The organism is Sphingopyxis sp. GW821-FHT10B01, from assembly GCF_059415685.1.
This window is the reverse complement of record NZ_JBWKNS010000007.1, coordinates 140,665-162,859: the sequence shown is the minus strand read 5'-3', so window position 1 is coordinate 162,859 and position 22,195 is coordinate 140,665. Positions and strand designations below refer to the sequence as shown.

Annotated in this window: 17 protein-coding genes; 10 read left to right on the top strand and 7 right to left on the bottom strand. The window is 65.6% G+C overall.

The window, feature by feature from the left end:
* Positions 1-63 precede the first annotated feature (63 nt).
* Complete coding sequence (locus tag AC07NV_RS19855; RefSeq protein ID WP_192645414.1) at positions 64-411, top strand: GntR family transcriptional regulator; 348 nt, start codon at positions 64-66, stop codon at positions 409-411.
* 165 nt (positions 412-576) lie between these two features.
* On the opposite strand, the gene AC07NV_RS19850 is transcribed toward AC07NV_RS19855, so the two are convergent.
* Genes AC07NV_RS19850 through AC07NV_RS19835 form a run of 4 tightly spaced genes read right to left on the bottom strand, consistent with a single transcriptional unit; the run spans position 577 to position 7,320 of the window.
* Positions 577-2,424, bottom strand: a complete 1,848-nt coding sequence (locus AC07NV_RS19850) for a tetratricopeptide repeat protein (RefSeq protein ID WP_495168122.1) — start codon at positions 2,422-2,424, stop codon at positions 577-579.
* Complete coding sequence (gene prsR / locus AC07NV_RS19845; protein ID WP_495168121.1) at positions 2,425-3,801, bottom strand: PEP-CTERM-box response regulator transcription factor; 1,377 nt, start codon at positions 3,799-3,801, stop codon at positions 2,425-2,427.
* Positions 3,798-5,918, bottom strand: a complete 2,121-nt coding sequence (gene prsK, locus AC07NV_RS19840; protein ID WP_495168120.1) for an XrtA/PEP-CTERM system histidine kinase PrsK — start codon at positions 5,916-5,918, stop codon at positions 3,798-3,800. Before prsK ends, prsR begins: the two co-directional genes overlap by 4 nt.
* 13 nt (positions 5,919-5,931) lie before the next feature.
* Complete coding sequence (locus tag AC07NV_RS19835; RefSeq protein ID WP_495168119.1) at positions 5,932-7,320, bottom strand: TIGR03013 family XrtA/PEP-CTERM system glycosyltransferase; 1,389 nt, start codon at positions 7,318-7,320, stop codon at positions 5,932-5,934.
* A gap of 117 nt (positions 7,321-7,437) precedes the next feature.
* Between AC07NV_RS19835 and AC07NV_RS19830 the strand changes: the two genes are divergently transcribed.
* From AC07NV_RS19830 to AC07NV_RS19820, 3 genes are read left to right on the top strand one after another with little or no spacing between them, the layout of a single operon-like run.
* The gene (locus AC07NV_RS19830) at positions 7,438-8,472 is read left to right on the top strand and encodes a mannose-1-phosphate guanylyltransferase (protein WP_495168118.1); all 1,035 of its coding nucleotides are present in this window, start codon (positions 7,438-7,440) and stop codon (positions 8,470-8,472) included.
* 5 nt (positions 8,473-8,477) lie between these two features.
* Entirely contained in the window at positions 8,478-9,185 is a 708-nt protein-coding gene (locus tag AC07NV_RS19825) for a helix-turn-helix domain-containing protein (RefSeq protein ID WP_495168117.1), read from the top strand.
* A gap of 47 nt (positions 9,186-9,232) precedes the next feature.
* Entirely contained in the window at positions 9,233-11,062 is a 1,830-nt protein-coding gene (locus tag AC07NV_RS19820) for a DUF885 domain-containing protein (protein WP_495168116.1), read from the top strand.
* Between the two features lie 64 nt (positions 11,063-11,126).
* Here the strand turns inward: AC07NV_RS19820 and AC07NV_RS19815 are convergent, their stop codons facing one another.
* Positions 11,127-12,515, bottom strand: coding sequence for a helix-turn-helix domain-containing protein (locus AC07NV_RS19815; RefSeq protein WP_495168115.1), 1,389 nt, complete (start codon positions 12,513-12,515; stop codon positions 11,127-11,129).
* 138 nt (positions 12,516-12,653) lie between these two features.
* Here AC07NV_RS19815 and AC07NV_RS19810 point away from each other — a divergent pair, with 138 nt between their 5' ends.
* The gene (locus AC07NV_RS19810; protein ID WP_495168114.1) at positions 12,654-14,246 is read left to right on the top strand and encodes an isocitrate lyase; all 1,593 of its coding nucleotides are present in this window, start codon (positions 12,654-12,656) and stop codon (positions 14,244-14,246) included.
* 144 nt (positions 14,247-14,390) lie between these two features.
* On the opposite strand, the gene AC07NV_RS19805 is transcribed toward AC07NV_RS19810, so the two are convergent.
* Positions 14,391-15,377: a TerC family protein gene (locus AC07NV_RS19805; RefSeq protein WP_495168113.1), complete on the bottom strand. Its 987-nt coding sequence runs from the start codon at positions 15,375-15,377 to the stop codon at positions 14,391-14,393.
* 70 nt (positions 15,378-15,447) lie between these two features.
* Complete coding sequence (locus AC07NV_RS19800) at positions 15,448-15,642, bottom strand: DUF465 domain-containing protein (protein WP_495168112.1); 195 nt, start codon at positions 15,640-15,642, stop codon at positions 15,448-15,450.
* 251 nt (positions 15,643-15,893) lie between these two features.
* Here AC07NV_RS19800 and AC07NV_RS19795 point away from each other — a divergent pair, with 251 nt between their 5' ends.
* The 5 genes from AC07NV_RS19795 (at position 15,894) to AC07NV_RS19775 (ending at position 22,188) form a co-directional block, all read left to right on the top strand.
* Complete coding sequence (locus tag AC07NV_RS19795; RefSeq protein ID WP_495168111.1) at positions 15,894-16,658, top strand: crotonase/enoyl-CoA hydratase family protein; 765 nt, start codon at positions 15,894-15,896, stop codon at positions 16,656-16,658.
* Positions 16,659-16,660: 2 nt separating this feature from the next.
* Positions 16,661-17,545, top strand: coding sequence for an alpha/beta hydrolase family protein (locus tag AC07NV_RS19790; RefSeq protein WP_495168110.1), 885 nt, complete (start codon positions 16,661-16,663; stop codon positions 17,543-17,545).
* A gap of 451 nt (positions 17,546-17,996) precedes the next feature.
* Positions 17,997-18,881, top strand: coding sequence for a Rossmann-like and DUF2520 domain-containing protein (locus AC07NV_RS19785; RefSeq protein WP_495168109.1), 885 nt, complete (start codon positions 17,997-17,999; stop codon positions 18,879-18,881).
* 10 nt (positions 18,882-18,891) lie between these two features.
* On the top strand, positions 18,892-21,204 hold the full coding sequence (locus tag AC07NV_RS19780) for an ATP-dependent helicase (protein ID WP_495168108.1): 2,313 nt from the start codon (positions 18,892-18,894) through the stop codon (positions 21,202-21,204).
* A gap of 75 nt (positions 21,205-21,279) precedes the next feature.
* Entirely contained in the window at positions 21,280-22,188 is a 909-nt protein-coding gene (locus AC07NV_RS19775; RefSeq protein ID WP_495168107.1) for a DUF4349 domain-containing protein, read from the top strand.
* The last annotated feature ends 7 nt before the right edge of the window (positions 22,189-22,195 follow it).

Genomic DNA, 22,195 nt, shown 5'->3' with positions numbered 1-22,195 from the left:
CACGGCGATAATTTGTAACAATCCGAATTTGACTGTGCTGCTGTCTTATGGCATTAAGGCGGCATGCTCGATCAGTCCAAACCCGTGTATCAGCGTCTGCGCGATGTCATCGCCAACGCCATCCTCGACGGCCAGTTTCGCGATGGCGACATGTTGCCGTCGGTCCGATCGCTCGCCGCAGAGGAAGGCGCCAATCCGCTGACCGTCGCGAAGGCGTATCAAACCTTTCAGGACGAGGGGCTGGTTACGGTCAAGCGCGGCGTCGGCATGTTCGTCGCCGAGGGTGCGACCGAACGGCTGCGCGACCTGATGCGCGCCGACTTCCTCGCCAATGTGTGGCCTCCGGTTGCGCAACAGATGCGCCGCATCGGCCTCGACGCGCGCACCTTGCTCGACCTTACCGAGGCCTGACGACGGATTTCCGCTTAGGGGTGGAAAGCGGACGTTACCTCACTCACTTCCGTCATCCCGGGCCTGACCGGGAACCCGTCTGTTCCTTCAAGAAGGCAGCCCCCGGATCAAGTCTGGGTGGCGATGATGGATAAGTCAGCTTCCGGTCGCCCCCTTCCCCATCACCTACCGCCCGATCTGCGCCGCCTTGTCGCGCAAATCCGCCGCCGCCTGTTTCTCGCCCCGCTTCTCCAACAGCCCGGCGTAAAATTCCATGATCCCCGCATTCAGCGGTTGCAGCCGATAAGCGCGGTCGATCAGCCGTAGCGCACGATCGTCGTCGCCCTTTGCGGCCCACGCACGCGCCAGTTCGCGCAGGATCACGGCATCGCGATTTCCGACCCGGCTGCGCACGCGTTCGAAATAGGCGATCGCCTGATCCCAATGCTCGATGTCCATCGCAAGATGCCCCGACAGCCGGTCGGCCGCGATGCTCGACGGCTGGCTGTCGCGCAGCGCGAGGATTGCCGCGCCCGAACCGGCGACATCGCCCGCCCGGAACAAGGCATTTGCGAGCCGCAGCGTCGTGCGCTCGCCGCCATCGAGATCGCGCGCCGCGCGATAGGCCTGAACCGCGAGATCGTAGCGCCCTCCCGCAAGCGCCGCATCGCCGAGCAGGATATGCGCGTTGGCGACGCCCCGGTTCGCGTCGCGCAGCCTCATCGCCCGCTCGATCGCGCGCACGCTGTTGCCGCTGGATATGTCGGCGGAAATCGCGGGGATGGCGACCGACGGATCGAGCGGGTTGGAATCCGCCGCCATCGTCAGCAACCCATAGTCATTGTCGACGGCAAAGGGCACGGCCTCGCCGCGCGCCAGCGTCGCCGCGCGGGCGAGATAGTCGGCCGATTCGCCGCGCCGGCCGAGTTCGGCCGCGACGCGGCCGGCGAGCAGCAACGACCAGCTATCCGCATCGGGGCGGCTCACGATCGGCAGCAGCGCCTCGATCGCGCCATCGGAATCGCCGTCGGCCCAGTCGGCGGCAGCGAGGATGCGGCGCGCCGCAAAATTGTCGGGCTGCTCGGTGATAAGCCGGTCGGCCCAGGTCGCCGCAACCGCTTCTCCGCCCAGTTCGAGTTCGACAATCGCGCTCAGCAGCATGAACGAGGGTTGCTCGTCGAGTTCGCCGCGCGTGCGCTGAAGCAGACTGCGCGCGAGCCGGTAATTGTCGGCGCGCGCCGCGAGCACCGCTTGCAGATAATAGAGACGAGGATCGCGCGGAACGATCGTCGCGGCGTGACGCAGCCCCGCCAGCATGTCGCGATAGCGCCCGAGATCGCCCAGCGTCGCTGCCTGTTCGATCAGCGCATCTTCGTTGTCGGGATCGGCGGCCAACGCATCTTCGTACCAGCCGAGCGAGGCGTTCAGCCCCTCCTCGATCCGGACGAGATTCGCCTTGAACGCGAGCGCAGCGCTGTTCGCCTTGTCGAGCTCGATCGCATAATCGACCGCATCGCGCGCACCGAGCGTGTCGGCATTGGCATCGCGAAACCGCGCAACATCGACCCACAGCGCCGAATTGCGCGGCAGCTCGTGCACCGCCCGGTCATAGGCTTCGCGCGCCGCGCCCAGATCGCCATTGCTCAAATGCACGTCGCCCGCGACCCATGCCGCTTCGCCGATCATCTCGGGAATGATCGGCCCGGCGTCGATGGTTTGAAGTGCGCGGGCCCCTTCACCCTGCATCGCATAGGCGCGCGCGAGCAGCGGCCGCAGCGCAGCCTGGTTGGCTCCGGCGCCCAAGGCGCCCTTCACCGCAGCTTCCGCACCGATCCCGTCGCCAAGCCGGATCGCCACGCGCGCCAGCTGGACCCGTTCAACGATAACTTCCGGATTGTTCGCGATGGTGTCCTGCAACGCGGCGCGGCGCCGCTCGAACTCCTTGCGCGGCGCGCTCGAAGACCCGCCGTCGCAGGCCCCCAGCAGCATCGCCGCGGTCAGCAGCACCCCCGTCCAGAAGCGGCGAGAAACCATTCAGGCCTGCATCCGGTACTGCTTGAGCAGGTCGTACAGGGTCGGGCGACTGATCCCGAGCAGCTTGGCGGCGGCCGAAATATTGCCTTCGCTCTGCGTCATCGCACGGCGGATCGCGACGCGGTCGGCCGCTTCGCGCGCGCTGCGCAGATTCAGCCACGCCTCCTCGCTCTCGCCTTCTCCGCCCGCCATATCGAGGTCCTCGCGCACCACCAGCTTTCCGTCGGCCATGATAACGGCGCGTTTGATACGGTTTTCAAGTTCGCGGACGTTGCCCGGCCAGCGCCCCTCGTCGATCGTCTGCAACGCATCGGGCGAAAAACCGCGCACGGCAGGGTTCATATCGGGCGCATATTGGTGAAGGAAGTGCCGCGCGAGCAGCACCGCATCGCCCGGCCGCTCGGCGAGCGAGGGGATCTTCACCACCATCTCGGCGAGCCGGTAATAAAGATCGTCGCGAAAGCTCTGGCCTGCGATCATGGCGTCGAGGTCGCGGTGCGTCGCGCACACGATGCGGGTGTCGACCGCAATCGCCTTGCGTCCGCCGATCCGCTCGATCGTCCGCTCCTGCAAAAAGCGCAGCAGCTTGACCTGCAACGGCAGCGGAATGTCGCCGACTTCGTCGAGGAACAATGTCCCGCCATGCGCCAGCTCGATCTTGCCTTCGGTCGTCTTGACCGCACCCGTGAACGCACCCTTCTCATGCCCGAACAATTCACTTTCGAGCAGATTTTCGGGGATCGCGGCGCAGTTGATCGCCACAAACGCCCCATCGCGGCGTCCGCTTGCTTCATGCAATCCCCGGGCGAGCAATTCCTTGCCGGTGCCGCTCGCGCCGAGCAGCATCACCGACACATCGAGGTTCGCGACGCGCTCGATCATGCGCGCCACCTTCTGCATCTCGGGCGCGCCGGTGATCATCCCGCCGAGGACGCGATTGTCGGCGCTCCCCTGTCCCACGAGCCGCGCATTCTCGACCTCGAGCTCGCGCACATGGAAGGCGCGGCGAACGATCAGCCCGAGCTCGTCGATATCGATCGGCTTCTGGTAGAAATCCCAGGCGCCGCTGGCGATCGCCGCCAGCGCGCTCGCGCGTTCGCCATGTCCCGACACGACGATCACCTTGGTGTCGGGCTTGGCCTCGAGGATTGCCTTCAGCGTCCGAAAACCCTCGCGCGTCCCGTCGGGATCGGGCGGGAGGCCAAGATCGAGCGTCACCACATCGGGTTCCTCGGCGCGGAGCAGTTCGATCGCCGTGTCATGGTCGCCCGCGACCAGCACCCGATAATCCTCATACGCCCATTTGAGCTGCGCCTGCAGCCCGGGGTCGTCCTCGACCACCAGCAATTTGCGAAGATTGGTCCCGCTTTCGCTCATCTGGTTCCCACTTTCATCACGCGTGCATCGATCCTGGCATCGCTGCGCGCGTCGGCGAGTGGCAGCCAGAGGGTAAAGCTGCTGCCCTTGCCCGGCTCGCTCGCCACATCGATCGCGCCGCCCGCAGCCTGCGCGATCTGCAGCGCTTCGAACGCACCAAGGCCGAAGCCCGATTCTTTCGTCGATACAAAGGGCTTGAACAACTCGTCGCGGATGAAGTCGCGCGTCATTCCGCTGCCCTGGTCGATCACGTCGATGCGCACGCGCCCGTGTTCGGCGACCGCAACAACCTGAACCGGCGCCTCCGCGTCCGATGCGTCGATCGCGTTGGCGACAAGATGCTGGACGATCTGCCGGATCTCCCCCGCATCGACCCAGGCCGACAACCCGGCCTGGCAGCCGACGAACAGCGCGCGGCGCGGCCGCATCTCTGCCGCGATCTCGTTCAGCACCGGCTCGACCAGCGTCCGTCCCGCTTCACTTGCGGAACCACGCCCGCGCGGCGACAGGCGGACGAGAAGGTCGCTGAGGCGGCCCGCCGAATTTTTCAGCGTTTCGATCATGTCGGCGCGAAAATCGGGTTTCTCGGCGTGGCGCTCGGCGTTGCGCGCGAGCAGACCGATCTGGCTCGCCAGATTCTTGATGTCGTGCATGATGAAGGCAAAGCGGCGGTTGAACTCGTCGAACCGCCGCGCCTCCGAAAGCGCTTGCTGGCTCTGCGATTCGGCGAGGTAACTTGCCGCCTGCTGCCCGGCGATACGCAGCACGTCGACGTCTTCCCAGTCAAGCGCGCGCGACACCGCCGGGCGATGGAGCACGACGATTGCGATCATCCGCTGAAAATGAAGTACCGGTACGACAACCCATGCACGCGTGTCGGCAATCAACCAGTCGGGGATCGCCAGATCCTCGCCCGCCTGCCCGCGGCGTTCTGCATCGAGATCGACAATATGCTGCGTTTCCTGAAGCATGAAGGCGGACCGCAACGACAGCGTCGCCTCGTCCTCCGGTCCCACCGGCCAGTGCCAATGCTCGGCGATGCGAAAGGCCCCCGATGCGCCCGGCAGCATGAACAGCGCACCGGGGCTGCCGGTCAGTTCGGCGAGCGCCTTGGCGACCCGGCGATGGAGATTGCGGTCGTCCTCGCCCCCATCCCCTTTGGCGCCCTGCCCGAGCGTCGCGGTAAAGCGCATCCACTCGGCACGATAGTCATAGCGATGTTCGAAGAAATGTTTGGAAATCATCACCGACAACCACGCCCGCGATCGCGCCGACGCCAGCATCAGCGCCCCGGTGCCGAGCGCGACCAGCAGCGAGATCGCCTGCGCCAGTTCGGCATAATCGCCGCCGATCGCGCGCGCCACCGCGCCGGTCAGGGCGATCACGATCAGATAGGCGGCGGCACCCAGCAAGATGAGCGTGCGCGTCGCTGCCGTGCGCGACAGGCGCATCCGCTCACGCCCGACGTCCATCGCCGCGACGATATAGAGCGGCAGGGTCAATAGCGCGACGCCGGGCAGCAACGCGATCAGCGTCGACGCTGTCTGGCCGGTCAGCGCCCCGATCAGCTGGACATTGAGTTCATAGGCCCACAACATCGCAAAACCGCCGGCGACCGCCATCACCGGCATCCGCTGTCCGGCGCTGGCGTGGCGGACGCCGCCATCGATGATCAACAGCCCGCCGATCGCCACAATCATCGCGGCAAAGATCAGCGTCGGCGCCATCCACGGCTCTGCCGCCGTGCCCGCGCGCAAATGGGCCGCCGCGCCGAGTAGCAATGTCAGCAGGCAGATCGTGCCGAGCATGTGCAGGATCAGGCGCAGCGGCCGTGACATGGGTGCGCGCGGCGACCAGAAAGTCCCCGCCAACCAGGCGAGCATCGCAAGGTCGCGCAGCGTTTGCACGACCAGCGACTGCGACGACCCGGGCGAAAAGACGATGACGGCGCCGCACCACAAAGCCGTGGCGGCTGCGGCCAGCGCAAGCAGGCGCGGCGCGGGCATCAACGCCGCCATCCGCGCACGCGGCCGCGCCAGCAGCCACAAGGCAACACCGGTAAAGCCCGCCAGCGCGAGGCCGGAGAGAATCTGGGACAGGCCAGCGAGCGCGGTCATATCAGGCCCCGCGTTACCGGGCACCGTCGGGCCACAGCACGACGCGAACCGTCTGGAGCAGGATCAGGAGGTCGAGGAAGGGCGAGTAATTCTTGGCATAATAGAGGTCATATTCGAGCTTTACCCGCGCATCCTCGACCGAGGCGCCATAGGGATAGTTGATCTGCGCCCAGCCGGTCAGGCCGGGTTTCACCATGTGCCGTTCGGCATAATAGGGCAGCTTCTTTTCGAGCTCCTCGACGAAGCTCGGCCGTTCGGGACGCGGCCCGACAAAGCTCATGTCACCCTTCAGCACGCACCAGGTCTGCGGCAGTTCGTCGATGCGCAGCTTGCGGATCACCCGGCCGACGCGCGTGACGCGCGGGTCGTTCTCGCTCGCCCACACCGCCTTGCCCTCCGCCTCGGCATCGACACGCATCGAACGGATCTTGAAGATATCGTACAGCTCGCCGAACAGGCCGACGCGCGGCTGACGGTAAAAGACCGGACCGCGGCTGTCGAGCATCACCGCCAGGCCGGCGACGACCACCAGCGGCAGGCCGACCACCAGCACGACGAGGCTGGCGACGATGTCGAACAGGCGCTTCCCCACCTTCGAAATGCGCTGCCCGGCCGAGAAGCCGTCGGAAAAGATCAGACCGCTGGGGTTGGTCGTCGCCAGGTCGACGCGCCCCGTCTCGCGTTCGATAAAGCTCGCGATGTCGTTGACATGCACCCCGGTCGTCTTGACACGAAGCAGATCGTTCAGCGGCAGCGCGTTGCGCCGTTCTTCGAGCGCCAGCACGACTTCGCCCGCGCGCAGCGCGACGACATGGTCCGAAAGATGGTCGATGGACTCGCGCGGCACCGCGCCGGGCACGGTGGTTTCGGCGGCGCTCATCGCAATGAATCCGGCCATTTCGAGCCCGCTGCCCGGCTGATCGGCCAGCGCCGCAAGCCGCGCCGCACGCGGGCCGGCGCCCAGCACGAGGATGCGGCGGCGAAACGCTTCGGTGCCGGCGGACTGGGTGAGCGCAAGGCGGATCACGAACAGCGCAGCAATCGCAAATATCATCGCATAAAGGCTGTTCGCGCGCCACAGCGTCGCCGTCGGCAACAGGAAACCGAGAACCGACAGAAAAATCACGCCGAGCGAGATCGCCGCGAGCAAGCGCGCGGTCGCAAAGCGCATCGAGCGCAGCCCCTCGTTCCCGTACATTCCGGTCGCCATCATCGCGAGCGAATTGGACAGACCAAAAGTCAGGAGCGGCAGCCAGCGATCGCCAAGCGGCCCGGCGTCGAACCCGGCCTGATGCGCATACAGGTGCCACGCCCCCTCGGCCGACCCGAGCAGCGCGAAAAATTCGATCAACGCCAGCCAGACGACAGCGTGCGGAACATAATGTTTAAACAGCCGGAACATGACACCCTTTCACCCGCGCGATACTACAGCCGAGGCGTGTACTGTCGGTTAATTTTACACTTGCCCTTTTTGCGAAGGGGGATGACCCGCGGCATCCGACGCGATAGACCGCACATCATGACGCTGATGATCCAGCCCGTTATCCTGTGCGGCGGCGCCGGCACCCGCCTTTGGCCCGAATCGCGCGGAACCCGCGCAAAGCAGTTCCTGCTGCTGCACGGCGAGCGCAGCCTGTTCCGCCAGACGGTCGAGCGCGCGCCCGCCGGTCCCAACTTCCTGCCGCCGATCGTCCTGTGCGGCGACGGCCATGTCGCGATGGTCCGCGAGCAGATGAGCGACCGCGAGGAATCGCTGCTTGTCGAACCGATGCCGCGCAACACCGCTGCCGCGATCGCATTGGCCGTCGCGCGAGCCGATGCCGGCACGCTGCTGCTCGTCATGCCGAGCGATCATGTGATCGCCGACGTCGCGGCTTTTCATGCCGCGATCGCCAAGGGCGTGCGCCTGGCGCAACAGGACTGGCTCGTCACCTTCGGCATCACCCCCGACGGCCCCGAAACGGGGTTCGGCTATATCGCCCAGGGCGCCGCGCTCGGCGAGGACGGTTTCGCGGTCGAACGTTTCGTCGAAAAGCCGCCGCTTGCCGACGCCGAGGCGATGCTGGCAGCGGGCGGTTACAGCTGGAACGCCGGGATTTTCCTGTTTCGCGCGGCGCGGATGCGCGACGCGATGCTGACCCATTGCCGCGAGATCTTCGAGGCCGCCGACCGCGCCATTGCGGCGGGAATGCATGACGGTGACGCGCTTTATGCCGACGCCATCGAATTTGCGAAAGCTCCGTCGGATTCGATCGACTATGCCGTCATGGAAAAGGACGACCGTGTCGCGGTCGTCCCCGTTGCGATGGGCTGGTCCGACCTCGGCAGCTGGCACACCATCCACGAACTCGCCGAAAAAGACGATGCCGACAACGCCATCACCGGCGACGCCTTCCTCCACGACAGCCGGGGAAACCTCGTCCGCGCGGGGGGCAAGCGGGTATCGATCCTGGGCATGGACAATATTGCGGTGATCGTCGACGGGGACGACATATTGATCATCCCGCTCGAACGGTCGCAGGAAGTGCGCGCCGCGGCCAAGGCGCGCGAATAGCGACCATGGCGGGATCGTCCTGCTTCGCCGAAGCCCCGCTCGGGCTGCTCGACCACAGCCCCGGCGAGTTGCGCGACCGGCATTGCCACGACGACGCATTTGTCGCGGTCGTGCTCGAAGGCGGCTATCAGGAAGCCGGCGACGAAGGGCGCTGGAACGTCCGTCCGGGCGACGCCCTCATTCACCACGCCTATGAATCGCATCTCGATCGCTTCGAGGCGAAGGGCGCGCGCGTGCTCGTTCTAGCACTGCCTGCGCAACTTGCCGTGACGCGCCTCCGGGGCCGCGTTGCCGATCCCGATCGTCTCGTTCGCCTCGCCGAGCGCGACGGCCGCGCGGCATCCGCGCATTTTGCCGAGCTGTTCGTCGCCGCCGCACCGGCTATGCTCGACTGGCCGGACATGCTCGCCGACGACCTTCGCCGCATCGATCCCTTCGCGCTCTCCGACTGGGCCGAGGAAAAGGGCATTCGCGCCGAAACGCTGAGCCGCGGCTTTCGGTCGGCCTATGGCTGCACACCGAAGTCCTACCGCGCCGACGTCCGCGCCCGTGCGGCTTTTGCTGCGGTCCGCACGGGTGACGAGGCCTTTGCGGAGATCGCGCACCGCCTCCATTTCACCGATCAGGCGCATATGACGCATGCCGTCGCCGGACTGACCGGCGCCCCTCCCGGTTGGTGGCGACGAGGTCAAATGGATACAAGACAGCGGTAAAGCGGCACCGTTATATCCAACCAACACACACTGATGGAGACCTCCCCATGCTCGACCGCCGCACCCTGCTCGCCACACTCGCCGCGACCTCTGCCATCGCCGGGGTCCGATCGCCCGCGCGCGCGATGCTCGCCGACGCACCCACCGGCGAAGGCGCGAAGCTCACCGCGATCTATGAACGCATCTACGACATGCTCGTCGATCAGGACCCCGAATTCGCGACCGCGCTCGGGCTCGACAAGGGCGACAATGCCGCTGCCAAGTCGAAACTCGCCGACCGCTCGCCCGCGGGTATCAAGAAAGGCCATGACCTGTATCGCACCGGCCTTGCCGACCTCAAAAAGATCGACGTATCGAAACTCTCGGGCATGGACCTCGTCAACTACGAAACCTTCCGCGGCCCATGGGAGGATTATGTCAAAGCCTATGACACATTCACCTACGGCCTCCACAGCTGGCCCGAACCGCATCCGGTGACCCAGCTCAGCGGCTCCTACCGCTCGATCCCCGATTTCCTGATCAACCAGCACAGCATCGCGAACGCCGCCGATGCCGAGGCGTATCTCGCGCGCTGCAACGATTTCGCGGCTCAGCTCGACAACGAGACCGGACGGGTGAAGGCCGATCATGCCGCCGGCATCATCCCGCCCGACTTCGTGATCGACCGCACGCTGGGTCAGTTCGACCGCATCTGGGCCCCCGCACCGCGAGCGAACGGCCTGACCACCAACCTCGCCGCCAAGACGAAAGATATCCCCGGCGACTGGTCCGCGCGCTGCGCCGCGATCGTCAGCGACCGCATCTATCCCGCGATGCGCCGTCAGGCCGACGCGCTGCGCGCCGTGCGGCCCAGGGCGACGCACGACGCCGGCGTCTGGCGCCTGCCCAAGGGCGACGAATATTATGCTTATGCGCTGCGCTTCGCGACGACGACCGGGATGACCGCCGAGGAAGTCCACAAGCTCGGGCTCGAGCGCGTCGCCGAACTCAGCGCGCGCGCCGATGCGATCTTCAAGGCGCAGGGCATGACCAAGGGAAGTGTCGCCGAACGCCTGCGCGCGCTCGGCAAGGACCCGCGCTTCCTTTATCCGAACACCGACGCGGGCAAGGAAGAGCTGATCGCCGCACTCAACAGCCAGATGCAGGCGATTCAGGCGCGTCTGCCCGAAACCTTTGGCCGCCTGCCCAAGGCGAAGGTCGAGATCCGCCGTGTCCCGGCGGACATCGAGGACGGTGCGACCGGCGGCTATTATCAGGTCCCGGCGCTCGACGGCTCGCGCCCCGGTGCTTATTATATCAACCTGCGCGATACCGCCGAAAACCCCAGCTGGACACTGCCGACGCTGACCTATCACGAGGCATCGCCCGGCCATCACCACCAGATCGCGCTCGCGCAGGAAGCGACAGGAATCCCGCGCCTCCGCCGCCTGCCCGCCTATTCGGTCTATACCGAGGGTTGGGGCCTCTACGCCGAGCAGCTCGCCGACGAGATGGGCGTCTATGAGAACGACCCGTGGGGCCGCCTTGGCTATCTGCAAAGCTATATGTTCCGCGCCGCGCGCCTCGTCGCCGACACCGGGCTCCACCACTATCGCTGGACCCGCGAAAAGGCGATTGCATATTATAACGAGACGCTCGGCACCCCCGAACCGTCGAACATTACCGAGATCGAGCGCTATTGCGTCTGGCCGGGGCAAGCGACGAGCTACATGGTCGGACAAACGAGCTGGGTTCGCATCCGCGAAAAGGCCAAGGCCGCGCTCGGCGGCAAGTTCGACCTGCGCGGTTTCCACGATACCGCGCTGTCGGCGGGCGCGATGCCGATCTCGGTGCTCGCCTCGGTGATCGATCGCTGGGCCGCTGCGCAAAAAGTCTGATTACGCCGAACCGTCGGCGTCGGGCTTCAACGCTCGGCGCCGCACGATTTCAGCCGGTTTGCGATCAGTCGCCGGCGAAATCGAAGGCGCTCACCCCGCGCTCGCCTTCGCGGAAACGCAGCGGCCGGCCGAGCGGCGGCATCGAGCGCTGGACGCAGCTCGTGCGGGTGCAGCGCCGGCACCCCAGCCCGATCGGCGTTGCGGGCGAACGCATCAGGTCGATGCCGCGCGCGGCGAGCAGCGGCGCGGCGACCTTGGCATCGACGCCGACACATACGGCGAAGCGCGCGGGTGTGCCGCTGCCCGTGGCGCCCGGCGCCGCCACCGACCGGGATTGCGTAAACCAGCGCGATCCGTCCTCCAGCTCGACAAGGTCGGCGATGACTTCGCCGGGGCGGGCGAACGCCTCGTGCACCCCCCACAGCGGACAGCGTGCGTCGCCGTCGACCAGCGGCGACTGGCTCGCGCCGGCATAGCGCTTGCTCCCCTGCCCCGCGCGATCGACGCGCAGCATGAAGAAGGGCAGTCCGCGCGCGCCGACACGCTGCAGCGTCGTCAGGCGGTGCGCGACCTGTTCATAGCCCGCGCCGAAACGCCGCTGGAGCAGCAGCAGATCATATCCGGTCGCATCGCACGCGCGCAGGAAACGGCTATACGGCATCATCAGCGCCGCCGCGAAATAGTGGATCAAATGGCGTTCGAACAGGCGCGCTCCCGCCGTCTCGGCAAATTCGGCGCCCGCGACCAGTGCGTCGATCTCGGCCTTCGCCTCGATCTGCGCCAGCGTCGCGGCCGCCTGGAAGGTGCGCGACGCCGGACGCAGCAGTTCGTTCAGCATCAATTGCCGCGCGTGCCAGTCGAGCCAGCGCAGCCGGTCGGGCATCACGTCGCTCGGCAAGATGCGGATGCCGAGCTGGTGCCGCGTGCGCAAACGCTCGGAAATCGTGCCGTACAGGTCGCCGCCGGCGAGGCGCAGTTCGTCGGCCAGCTCTTCGGCTTTGGCGTCGAGATCGGCGAAATGGTTGCGCCATTTTTCGATCGCGCGGCGCACCGCGGCAACTTCGGGCGCTTCGTCGCCCACATCGGAACGGCCTTCGGGCGCCGCGTCGAACAGCCGTGCAAAGGCCGCGGCGGTCGCGGGCGCGCTCTGCAGCCATTCCTCGACCTCCTGCGCGCCGATCCCGAGGTCCGCAAAGCGCGGATCGGCCAGCCGCCGGCGCAGCCCCGCCAGCCCGCCCGGCAGATCTTCGGCGCCGAGCTTTGCGGCATCGAATCCAAAACGTTCTGCGAGCTTTACGATGACCGTTGCGCTCAGCGGCCGCTGGCCGTGCTCGATCAGATTGAGGTAGCTCGGCGAAATGGCGAGCGCCTCGGCCATCGCCGCCTGGGTCATCCCCGCCTCGCGCCGCACCTTGCGCACCGCCGGCCCCGCAAACACTCGCCGCTCCGCCATATTTGTAACTTTCTTTACTAATTTACAGTCTGATTTACACCTATCAGCCATATTTCACAAATATTATTGACAAAGCTTTTCACTTTCCGCGGCACTTTCGCCAACTTCCACCCATCACCTCCGCACAAGGATATGACGATGGGTTATCAGGAAGACATGGCGCAGGCTGGCCGCCTCATCCGCGATTACGACGGCACCTGGGACGGCATCAGCGGCGAAAGCATCGCCCGCATGCGCGCCCAGAACAAGTTCAAGACCGGCCTCGACGTCGCGCGCTACACCGCGCGCATCATGCGCGCCGACATGGCCGCCTATGACGCCGATCCCGCGAACTACACCCAGTCGCTGGGCTGCTGGCACGGCTTTATCGCGCAGCAGAAGATGATTTCGATCAAGAAGCATTTCGGCACCGTCAAGGGCCGCTACATCTATCTCTCGGGCTGGATGATCGCGGCGCTGCGCAGCGAGTTCGGTCCGCTGCCCGACCAGTCGATGCACGAAAAGACCAGCGTTCCTGCGCTGATCGAGGAAATCTACACCTTCCTCCGTCAAGCCGACGCCCGCGAACTCGGCGGCCTGTTCCGCGAACTCGACGCGGCGCGCGCCGAGGGCGACGAACTCAAGGCGAAGCAGATCCAGTCGGCGATCGACAATCATGAAACGCACGTCGTGCCGATCATCGCCGACATCGACGCGGGCTTCGGCAACGCCGAGGCAACCTATCTCCTCGCCAAGAAGATGATCGAAGCCGGCGCCTGCGCGCTCCAGATCGAAAATCAGGTCTCGGACGAAAAGCAGTGCGGCCACCAGGACGGCAAGGTCACCGTCCCGCACGAGGATTTCATCGCGAAGATCCGCGCCTGCCGCTACGCCTTCATGGAGCTCGGCGTCGAGGACGGCATCATCGTGACGCGCACCGACAGCCTCGGTGCGGGCCTCACCAAGCAGATCGCCTTCTCGAAAGAAGCCGGCGACCTGGGCGACCAGTATAACAGCTTCCTCGATTGCGAAGAGGTCGAAGGCGCGGGCAACCCGGGCGACGTCCTGATCAACCGCGACGGCAAGCTGGTGCGCCCGAAGCGCCTGCCCTCGAACCTCTATCAATTCCGTTCGGGAACCGGCGAAGACCGCTGCGTGATGGATTGCATCGCGTCCTTGCAGAACGGCGCCGACCTCTTGTGGATCGAGACCGAAAAGCCGCATATCGAACAGATCGCCGGCATGGTCGACCGCATCCGTGAGGTCATCCCCAATGCCAAGCTCGCGTACAACAATTCGCCGAGCTTCAACTGGACGCTCAACTTCCGCCAGCAGGTGTTCGACGCGTGGGAAAAGGACGGCAAGGACGTCAGCGCCTATGACCGCGCCAAGCTGATGAGTGTCGATTATGACGGCACGCCGCTCGGCGACGAAGCCGACAACCGCATCCGCACCTTTCAGCGCGATTCGGCGAAGCGGGCGGGGATTTTCCACCACCTCATCACGCTGCCGACCTATCACACCGCGGCGCTGTCGACCGACAATCTCGCCAAGGAATATTTCGGCGACGAAGCGATGCTGGGTTACGTCAAGGGCGTCCAGCGCGCCGAGATCCGCCAGGGCATCGCCTGCGTGAAGCACCAGAATATGAGCGGAAGCGACATCGGCGACGACCATAAGGAATATTTCGCCGGCGAAGCGGCCCTCAAGGCCGCGGGCAAGGACAATACGATGAACCAGTTCGCCGCCTGACACGAGTTCGGCGCGAGGGGCATGTTGCACCCCCTCGCGCCACCCTGTTTGGCGCGGGGCTAGCGACCCAGCCCCGCGCCTCCCGAGCTTTCCTGGGGAGGAAAGCCTGTCCGTCGGAAGCCGCAAGGCCTCCGGCGGACATTTTTATTGCGGCAATGTCGCTTCTTCCTCGCGCGTCTTGACCAGCGACCAGATGATGCCGCCTGCGATCAATGCGACGGTCACGCCCAGGCTGACCAGCGGCGGGAACTTCGCCCCGCCCAGCACGAAGTCGGCAACGAAGATCTTCGATCCAATGAAGATGAGCACCAGAGCGAGCGCATATTTGAGATAACGGAAACGGTGCACCATCGCAGACAGCGCGAAATAGAGCGCGCGAAGGCCAAGGATCGCCATGATGTTCGACGTGTAGACAATGAAAGTGTCGGTGGTGATCGCAAAGATCGCCGGCACGCTGTCGACCGCGAAGACCAGATCGGCGAGGTTGATCACGACGAGCGCGAGGAAAAGCGGCGTCGCGGCGAGCACGATCTTGCCGGTCTTGCTGTCGGGCACGCGCACGAAGAATTTCTCGCCGTGCAGTTCGTTCGTAATCGGCATCCGGCGCGACAGCCATTTGACGACCGGATTGCCCTTCACGTCCATCGGCTTTTCGCTCGCGAACAGCATCTTCACGCCCGTGAACACGAGGAACGCCGCGAAGATATAGAGCAGCCAGCCATATTCGGTGACCAGCGCCGCGCCGCCCGCGATCATGATCCCGCGCAGCACGATCACCGCGACGATGCCCCAGAGGAGCGCGCGATACTGGTAACGTGCGGGGATCGCAAAGGTGGTGAAGATCAGCGAAATGACGAAGATATTATCGATCGACAGCGCCTTCTCGATGAAGAAGCCGGTGTAATATTGCAGCCCCGCCTCGCCGCCCTTCGCGGCCCATACCCACGCGCCAAAAGCGGTCGCGATGCCGATGTAGAGCGCGGAGAGCTTCAGGCTCTCCCCGATCCCCATCTCCTTGTTTTCCTTGTTGAGGACACCAAGGTCGAAAGCCGTAAGCGCGATGACCAGCACGATAAAGGCGAGCCAGAACCAGGCTGGGGTGCCCAGCCAGTCGGTGGATAGAAATTCCATGATGATCTTTCCCTGGAAACGCCGGGCACGCCGCCTTTCGGCAGCGTGTCCGATCTTATATTATAAGGGGTTAGCGTACGAGCGCGGGGCGTAGCGCAGGGCGCATCGTCAGCGCCGCGAGCCGTTCCTTCACCGCGAGTTTGAGCGTTTTCAGGCGCAATAAACGGAACGGGTCGGCGCCGCGGCGGCGCACTTCGCGGCGTACGGCGTCGTCGAGCTGGCGATGCAGGACGGTCAGGCGATAGAGATTGGGATTCAAGGTCATAAAAGGGCCTCCTGATTGAACAGATCAAGCAGGTGACGCTGATGCCGGGACCCCGCGTTCAGGGGGGAGGTAGGGCCAGAGCATCGGAGTCACCCGATGCGGTCCGACATCACGTGACAGGAAACATCCCGCCAACGCCAGAGGGGCCCGGCCCGCATGTCTCCGATTTAGGGTCGCTGCATCGGCCTTTCAAGTCCCTATCGCATCGTGCTAGCCCGCGTGTCGTCCGTTTCGACGTCAAGGAGCCCCGAATGTCCGTGTCTGTCGACCATGATGGTCCGGTTACGATCGTTACCATCGATCGTCCTGCCCGCCGCAATGCCGTCGATCCGGACACCGCCGGCAGATTGCGCGATGCCTTTACCGCCTTTGCCGCCGACGATGGTGCGCGCGTCGCGATCCTGACCGGCAGCGAGGGGCATTTTTGCGCCGGCTTCGACCTCGGCGCGGTCGGCACCTCGCGCTACGATCCCGACGGCCCCGGCCCGATGGGGCCGACACGCATGCTGCTCGAAAAGCCGGTCATCGCAGCGGTTGAGGGACATGCCGTCGCGGGCGGGCTGGAACTCGCGCTCTGGTGCGACATGCGCGTCGCGGCAGAAAGCGCCGTGTTCGGGGTCTATTGCCGGCGCTGGGGCGTCCCGCTGATCGACGGCGGCACGGTCCGCCTGCCGCGCATCGTCGGGCAAGGCCGCGCGCTCGACATGATACTGACCGGCCGCCCGGTCGCCGCCGACGAAGCGCATCGTATCGGCCTCGCCGACCGCATTGTCGCCGATGGCGCGACGCTCACCGCATCGATCGAACTCGCCATACAGATCGCCGCCTTTCCGCAGCTTTGCATGAACAGCGACCGGTTGAGCGCCTATCGCCAATGGGATTTCGACGTCGAGGGCGCGCTCGGGCACGAAGCGCATGCGGGCGTCGCCCCCTTGCGCGAGGGCGCAGCGGCGGGCGCGAAGAGATTCACCGAAGGCGCAGGCCGCGGCGGAAGTTTCAGAACCGGGGGAGAATGACGATGCGAATGTGGATTGCGGCCGCGGCGTTGGCCGCGCTGGCCTCTCCCGCCCTTGCCACGGGCGCAGCGAATATCCCTGCGGCGATTTACACCGACCCGCCCGCCGACAAGGCATATCCCGCGACGATGGAGGTCGTCCATATCCCGGTCGATATCGTCCGGATCAACGGCGTCGTCTATGTCCCCGCCGGAGCGGGGCCCCATCCAACGGTCATCCTGTGTCACGGCCTTCCCGGGCTCGAGAAGAATCTCGACCTCGCCCAGGCGATGCGCCGCGCCGGCTGGACCGTCATCACCTTCAACTATCGTGGTTCGTGGGGCAGCCCCGGCGACTATCGCTTCGCGGGCAACCTCGACGATACCGACGCCGTGCTCGACTTTGCGCGCCATTCCCCCCTCGCCAAGAAGCTGCGCATCGACCCGGCGCGCCTCGTCGTCATCGGCCATAGCATGGGTGGCTGGGTCACCGCGCTGACCGCCGCGCACGACAGGCAGTTGCTCGGCGCCGCGATGATTTCTTCGGGCAACATGGGCGCGCTCGGCGGCCTGCCGCGCGATCAGGCCGCAGCGTTGCTTCGCGCCAACGGGCTCGAAGCGCTCGCCGGCACCAGCCCCGAAATCATGGCGGACGAGATCATCGCCAACAAGGACCGCTTCGACTTCGTCAAGGCGGCCCCGCAACTCGTCGACACCAACCTGTTCGTGCTGACCTCCGACGATGGCTTTGCGCCGATGAGCGATGCGCTGAGCAGCGCGATCAAGGCCGGAGGTGGCACGAAACTCCGGACGCTGCATGTCGCAACCGACCATGGCTGGTCCGGCGCGCGCATCCGGCTGCAGAGCGAGATATTGAACTGGCTGGCGACGCTGAAGCCCGCGAATTGAAGGAAGTCGACGGCCACGCCCAAGCGCGGGCGGCGGCTTTGGGTGGAAAGCGGTCGTTGCTCTCCCCTCCCGCTTGCGGGAGGGGCAACGAGGCTTGCCAGCTTGCTGGCTAGCCGCAGCGGGGTGGGCACGAACGCAACGTCGCTGCCCACCCCCGACCCCTCCCGCTTGCGGGAGGGGAGAAGATGTCCGCAATTGGTCGTTTCCAGACCTTCGTCATCCCGGATGAAGTCCGGGGTGACGATGACAGGAAGGGCAGCTATCGGTCGTTAGCCGCCGTCAAAAGCCGTTTGTGTCGAGCGAAGTCGAGACACCCCTCGACCTTGCGCCGCGCCGATGGGCATCTCGACTTCGCTCGATGCGAACGGGAACAGTTTTGTCCGCAACCGCTCGTCAGCGACCGCCCTCCCACCGATTGGCGAAACCGCCGCCAACCCGTTACAGCACAGACATGGACAATCCCCGATTCCACCAGTTCGGCATCATCGGCGCGGGCCGTGTCGCGCAGGCGCTTGCCCTCGCGTTCGCTCCGCATTCGGCCGCCCGGCCGCTGCTATGGGGCCGCTCCCCCGAGAACGCGCGCGCCGCCGCTGCGCGGGTCGGTGGCGCCGATATTGCCGCGAACATCGGCGATCTGATGGATGCGTGCGATGTCGTCGCCATCGCGGTGTCGGACGATGCCTTGGCAGACATTGCTGCCGATATGGCAAACAGCTTGCCGGCTGGCCGCGCGCCCTTCGTCTTTCATGTCAGCGGGCGCAGCGGCGCTGCGATCCTCGATCCGGTCCGCGCGGCAGGTGCGCTGACCGCGGCGGTGCATCCGGCAATGACCTTTACCGGACATCCCCACGGCGAAATCCGGCGGATGGCCGAGGCGCGGTTCGCAATCACCGGTTCGACACCCGAAGCCACCGGACAGGCGAAACGCATCGTCGCGCTGTTGAACGGCGTCGCGGTCGAAATCGCCGAGGACCGGCGGGCGCTCTATCATGCCGCCCTGTGCCATGCGTCGAACCATCTGGTGACGCTGATCGCCGGCGCGTCCTCCGCGCTCGCCGATGCCGGGGTTGACGATCCGGCGGCCTTGCTCGCCCCGCTTGTCCGTGCGGCACTGGAAAACAGCCTCGATCAAGGCTTTGCCGGCCTGTCGGGACCGCTGCTGCGCGGTGACGCCCGGACGATCGGCGATCATATTGACGCGCTCAATGCCCATTCGCCGGACCTGTTGCCTGCCTATCGCGCGATGGCGCTCGCGACGCTCGACGCGTTGAAGCGTAGCGGAACCGGCCCCTCGACCCGCCTCTCTGCACTGGACAGCATCCTCGCTGTTCCCTAATCGTTCGCGCGTGAACACGCCCTCCATCTCGACGCCCGACCTGCCCCCGCCCGGTCCCTCGGACCCACCCTATCTGCAAGGATTGAATGGCCCGCAGCGGCAGGCGGTTCTGACAACCGAAGGCCCGGTGCTGATGCTCGCGGGCGCCGGCACGGGGAAAACCGCGGCGCTGACCGCGCGGCTCGCGCACATCATGGCGACGCGCCGCGCGTGGCCGTCCGAAATTCTTGCGGTGACCTTCACCAACAAGGCGGCGCGCGAGATGCGCGAACGCATCGGGCGGATGGTCGGCGATGTCGTCGAGGGGATGCCCTGGCTCGGAACCTTCCACAGCATCGCCGCCAAGATGCTGCGCCGCCACGCCGAACTGGTCGGGCTGCAGAGCAATTTCACCATCCTCGACACCGACGACCAGCTGCGCGTGCTCAAGCAGCTGATCCAGGCCGAGGGGCTCGACGAGAAGCGCTGGCCCGCGCGCCAGCTCGCCGGGCTGATCGACAAATGGAAAAACCGCGGACTCGTCCCCGCCGACCTCGATGCCGACGACAAGGAAGCCTATGCCGACGGCAAGGGGCAGCATTTCTACGCGCTCTATCAGGCGCGGCTGAAGACGCTCAACGCCTGCGATTTCGGCGATCTGCTGCTCCACATGCTGGTGATCCTCAAAAACCACCGCGACGTGCTCGAGCAATATCAGGAGCGCTTCAAATATATCCTCGTCGACGAATATCAGGACACCAACGCCAGCCAGTATCTCTGGCTGCGCCTGCTCGCGCAGACGCGCAAGAATATCTGCTGCGTCGGCGATGACGATCAGTCGATCTATTCGTGGCGCGGCGCCGAGGTGGCGAACATCCTGCGCTTCGAAAAGGATTTTCCCGGCGCGACGGTGATCCGCCTCGAACAAAATTACCGCTCGACGCCGCAGATCCTCGCTGCCGCCTCGGCGCTGATCGCGCAGAACAGCGGCCGCCTCGGCAAGACTTTGTGGACCGATCTCGAACCCGGCGACAAATTGCGCGTCGTCGGCGTGTGGGATGGCCCTGAGGAAGCGCGGCGGATCGGCGAGGAGCTCGAAAGCCTCCAGCGCCAGCGCACCTCGCTCGACCGCGCCGCGATCCTCGTCCGCGCGCAGTTCCAGACGCGCGAGTTCGAAGACCGCTTCATCGCGATCGGCATGCCGTATCGCATCGTCGGCGGCTATCGCTTCTACGAGCGTGCCGAAATCCGCGATGCGCTCGCCTATCTCCGCCTCGTCCACTCGGCCGCCGACGACCTCGCGTTCGAACGCATCGTCAACACGCCGAAGCGCGGGCTCGGCGACAAGGCGCTCCAGCGCATCCACCAATATGCTCGCCACGAACAGGCATCGCTGCTCCACGCCGCCGCGCGCCTCATCGAAACCGACGAGCTGACCCCGCAGGCGCGCCGCCAGCTCGCGAACTTCGTCGCGCAGGTCCGCGGCTGGCAGGAAAAGGCGAGCCAGCTCTCGCACCCCGAACTGACCCAGCTCATCCTCGACGAGTCGGGCTATACCGCGATGCTGCAGGCCGACCGCAGCGTCGAGGCCGCGGGGCGCCTCGAAAACCTGTCCGAACTCGTTCGCGCGATGGAGGAATATGAAACGCTCGAGGAATTCCTCGAACATGTCAGCCTCGTGATGGACCGCGACCAGAACGACACGACCGAAACCGTCACGATCATGACGATCCACGCCGCCAAGGGGCTGGAGTTCGATCATGTCTTCCTCGCCGGCTGGGAAGATGGCGTTTTCCCGTCGCAGCGCTCGATGGACGAAGGCGGCACCGCTAGCCTCGAGGAGGAACGCCGCCTCGCCTATGTCGCGATCACCCGCGCCCGGCAGCGTGCGAGCATCTATCACGCCGCGAACCGCCGCATCTATGGCCAGTGGATGAGCAGCATTCCGAGCCGTTTCATTGCCGAAATCCCGCCCGAGCATGTCGACAGCGAAAACAGCTTCGGTGGTGGGGCGAGTTTGTGGCGCGCCAACTGGTCGGCGCAGAGCGATCCTTTCGCGCAGGTCGCCGAGCGGAACGCGACGCGCACCATGACACGCGGCCCCGCATGGCAGCGTGCAGTGGCCGGATCGTCGACCGTCACCCGCGCCCCGGCGCCCAGCGAAAAGGGCCCCGCCGCCTCGGTCGGCGCCAAGGCGCGCGCCGACCTTGCGGTCGGGATGCGCGTGTTCCACGAAAAGTTCGGCTATGGCGACATCACCGATATCGACGGCAACAAGCTCGAAGTCGAATTCGAACAGGCCGGGACCAAAAGGGTATTGGACAGCTTCATCGCCCTCGCCTGAACGCTATTGTCAACTAGATCAGTTATGATATGTCATCCCACGCGGCCAACGAGTCGCGTTTTGGGAGAGTAATCTATGAAAATTAAGCTCTTAGCGGGCGCGATGGCGCTCGCCCTGGTCGGCTGTTCGGAAAAATCGTCCGACGAGACGAGCGTTTCAGGTCCAGCAAATAGCGAAAGCCCTGCCGCAGCCGAAGAAGCCGCCGACACCGCTTCTCCCCCCCGCATCGGCATCGAAGCCGCGCCCGGCGTCGCCTTCGACTATGCCTACACCTTCCGCCTCGCCGACAATCGCATCAGCAAGGTGCAGGAAGAACATGCCGCCGCCTGCGAAACGCTGGGCGTCCAGCGCTGCCGCATCGTCGACGTCCGCTACCAGCTCACCGACGAAAAGCTTGTCGAGGCCCAGACCCAGTTCAAGCTCGAACCCGGTATCGCCCGCAAGTTCGGCGCCAATGCGATCGCCAGCGTCGAAAAGGCCGAAGGCGTCCTCGCCGACGCCAGCGTCGCGGGCGAGGATGTCGGTACCGAAATCCTCGCCTCGCAGCAACGCAGCGCCGGTTCCGAAACCGAAATCGCGCGCCTCGAAGAACGGCTGAAGGCGGGCGGGCTCGACAAGCGCGAACGCGCCGAACTGCTGGCGCAGATCAGCCAGCTTCGCGGTCAGATCGGCGACGAACGCCAGAGCCGTCGCAGCGGCGAAGCCCGCATCGCCTGGACGAGCGTCGCGTTCAACTATGCCAGCGATGGCGGCCTGCCCGGGATCGGCCATGAAAACCCCTTCGCCAGCGCCAGCGAGACACTGATGCGGAGCGGCAGCACCGCGCTCAGCTTCGTCCTGACACTGGGCGCGGCATTGCTTCCATGGGGTATCCTCCTCGCATTGATCGTCGCTTTCTGGCGCAGCCGCTTCATGGTCGCCGTCCGCCAGCAAATGCGCGCGAGACCGGGCGAAAGTGACCCTGCAACGCCTCCCGTGGGCTGACCCGCCT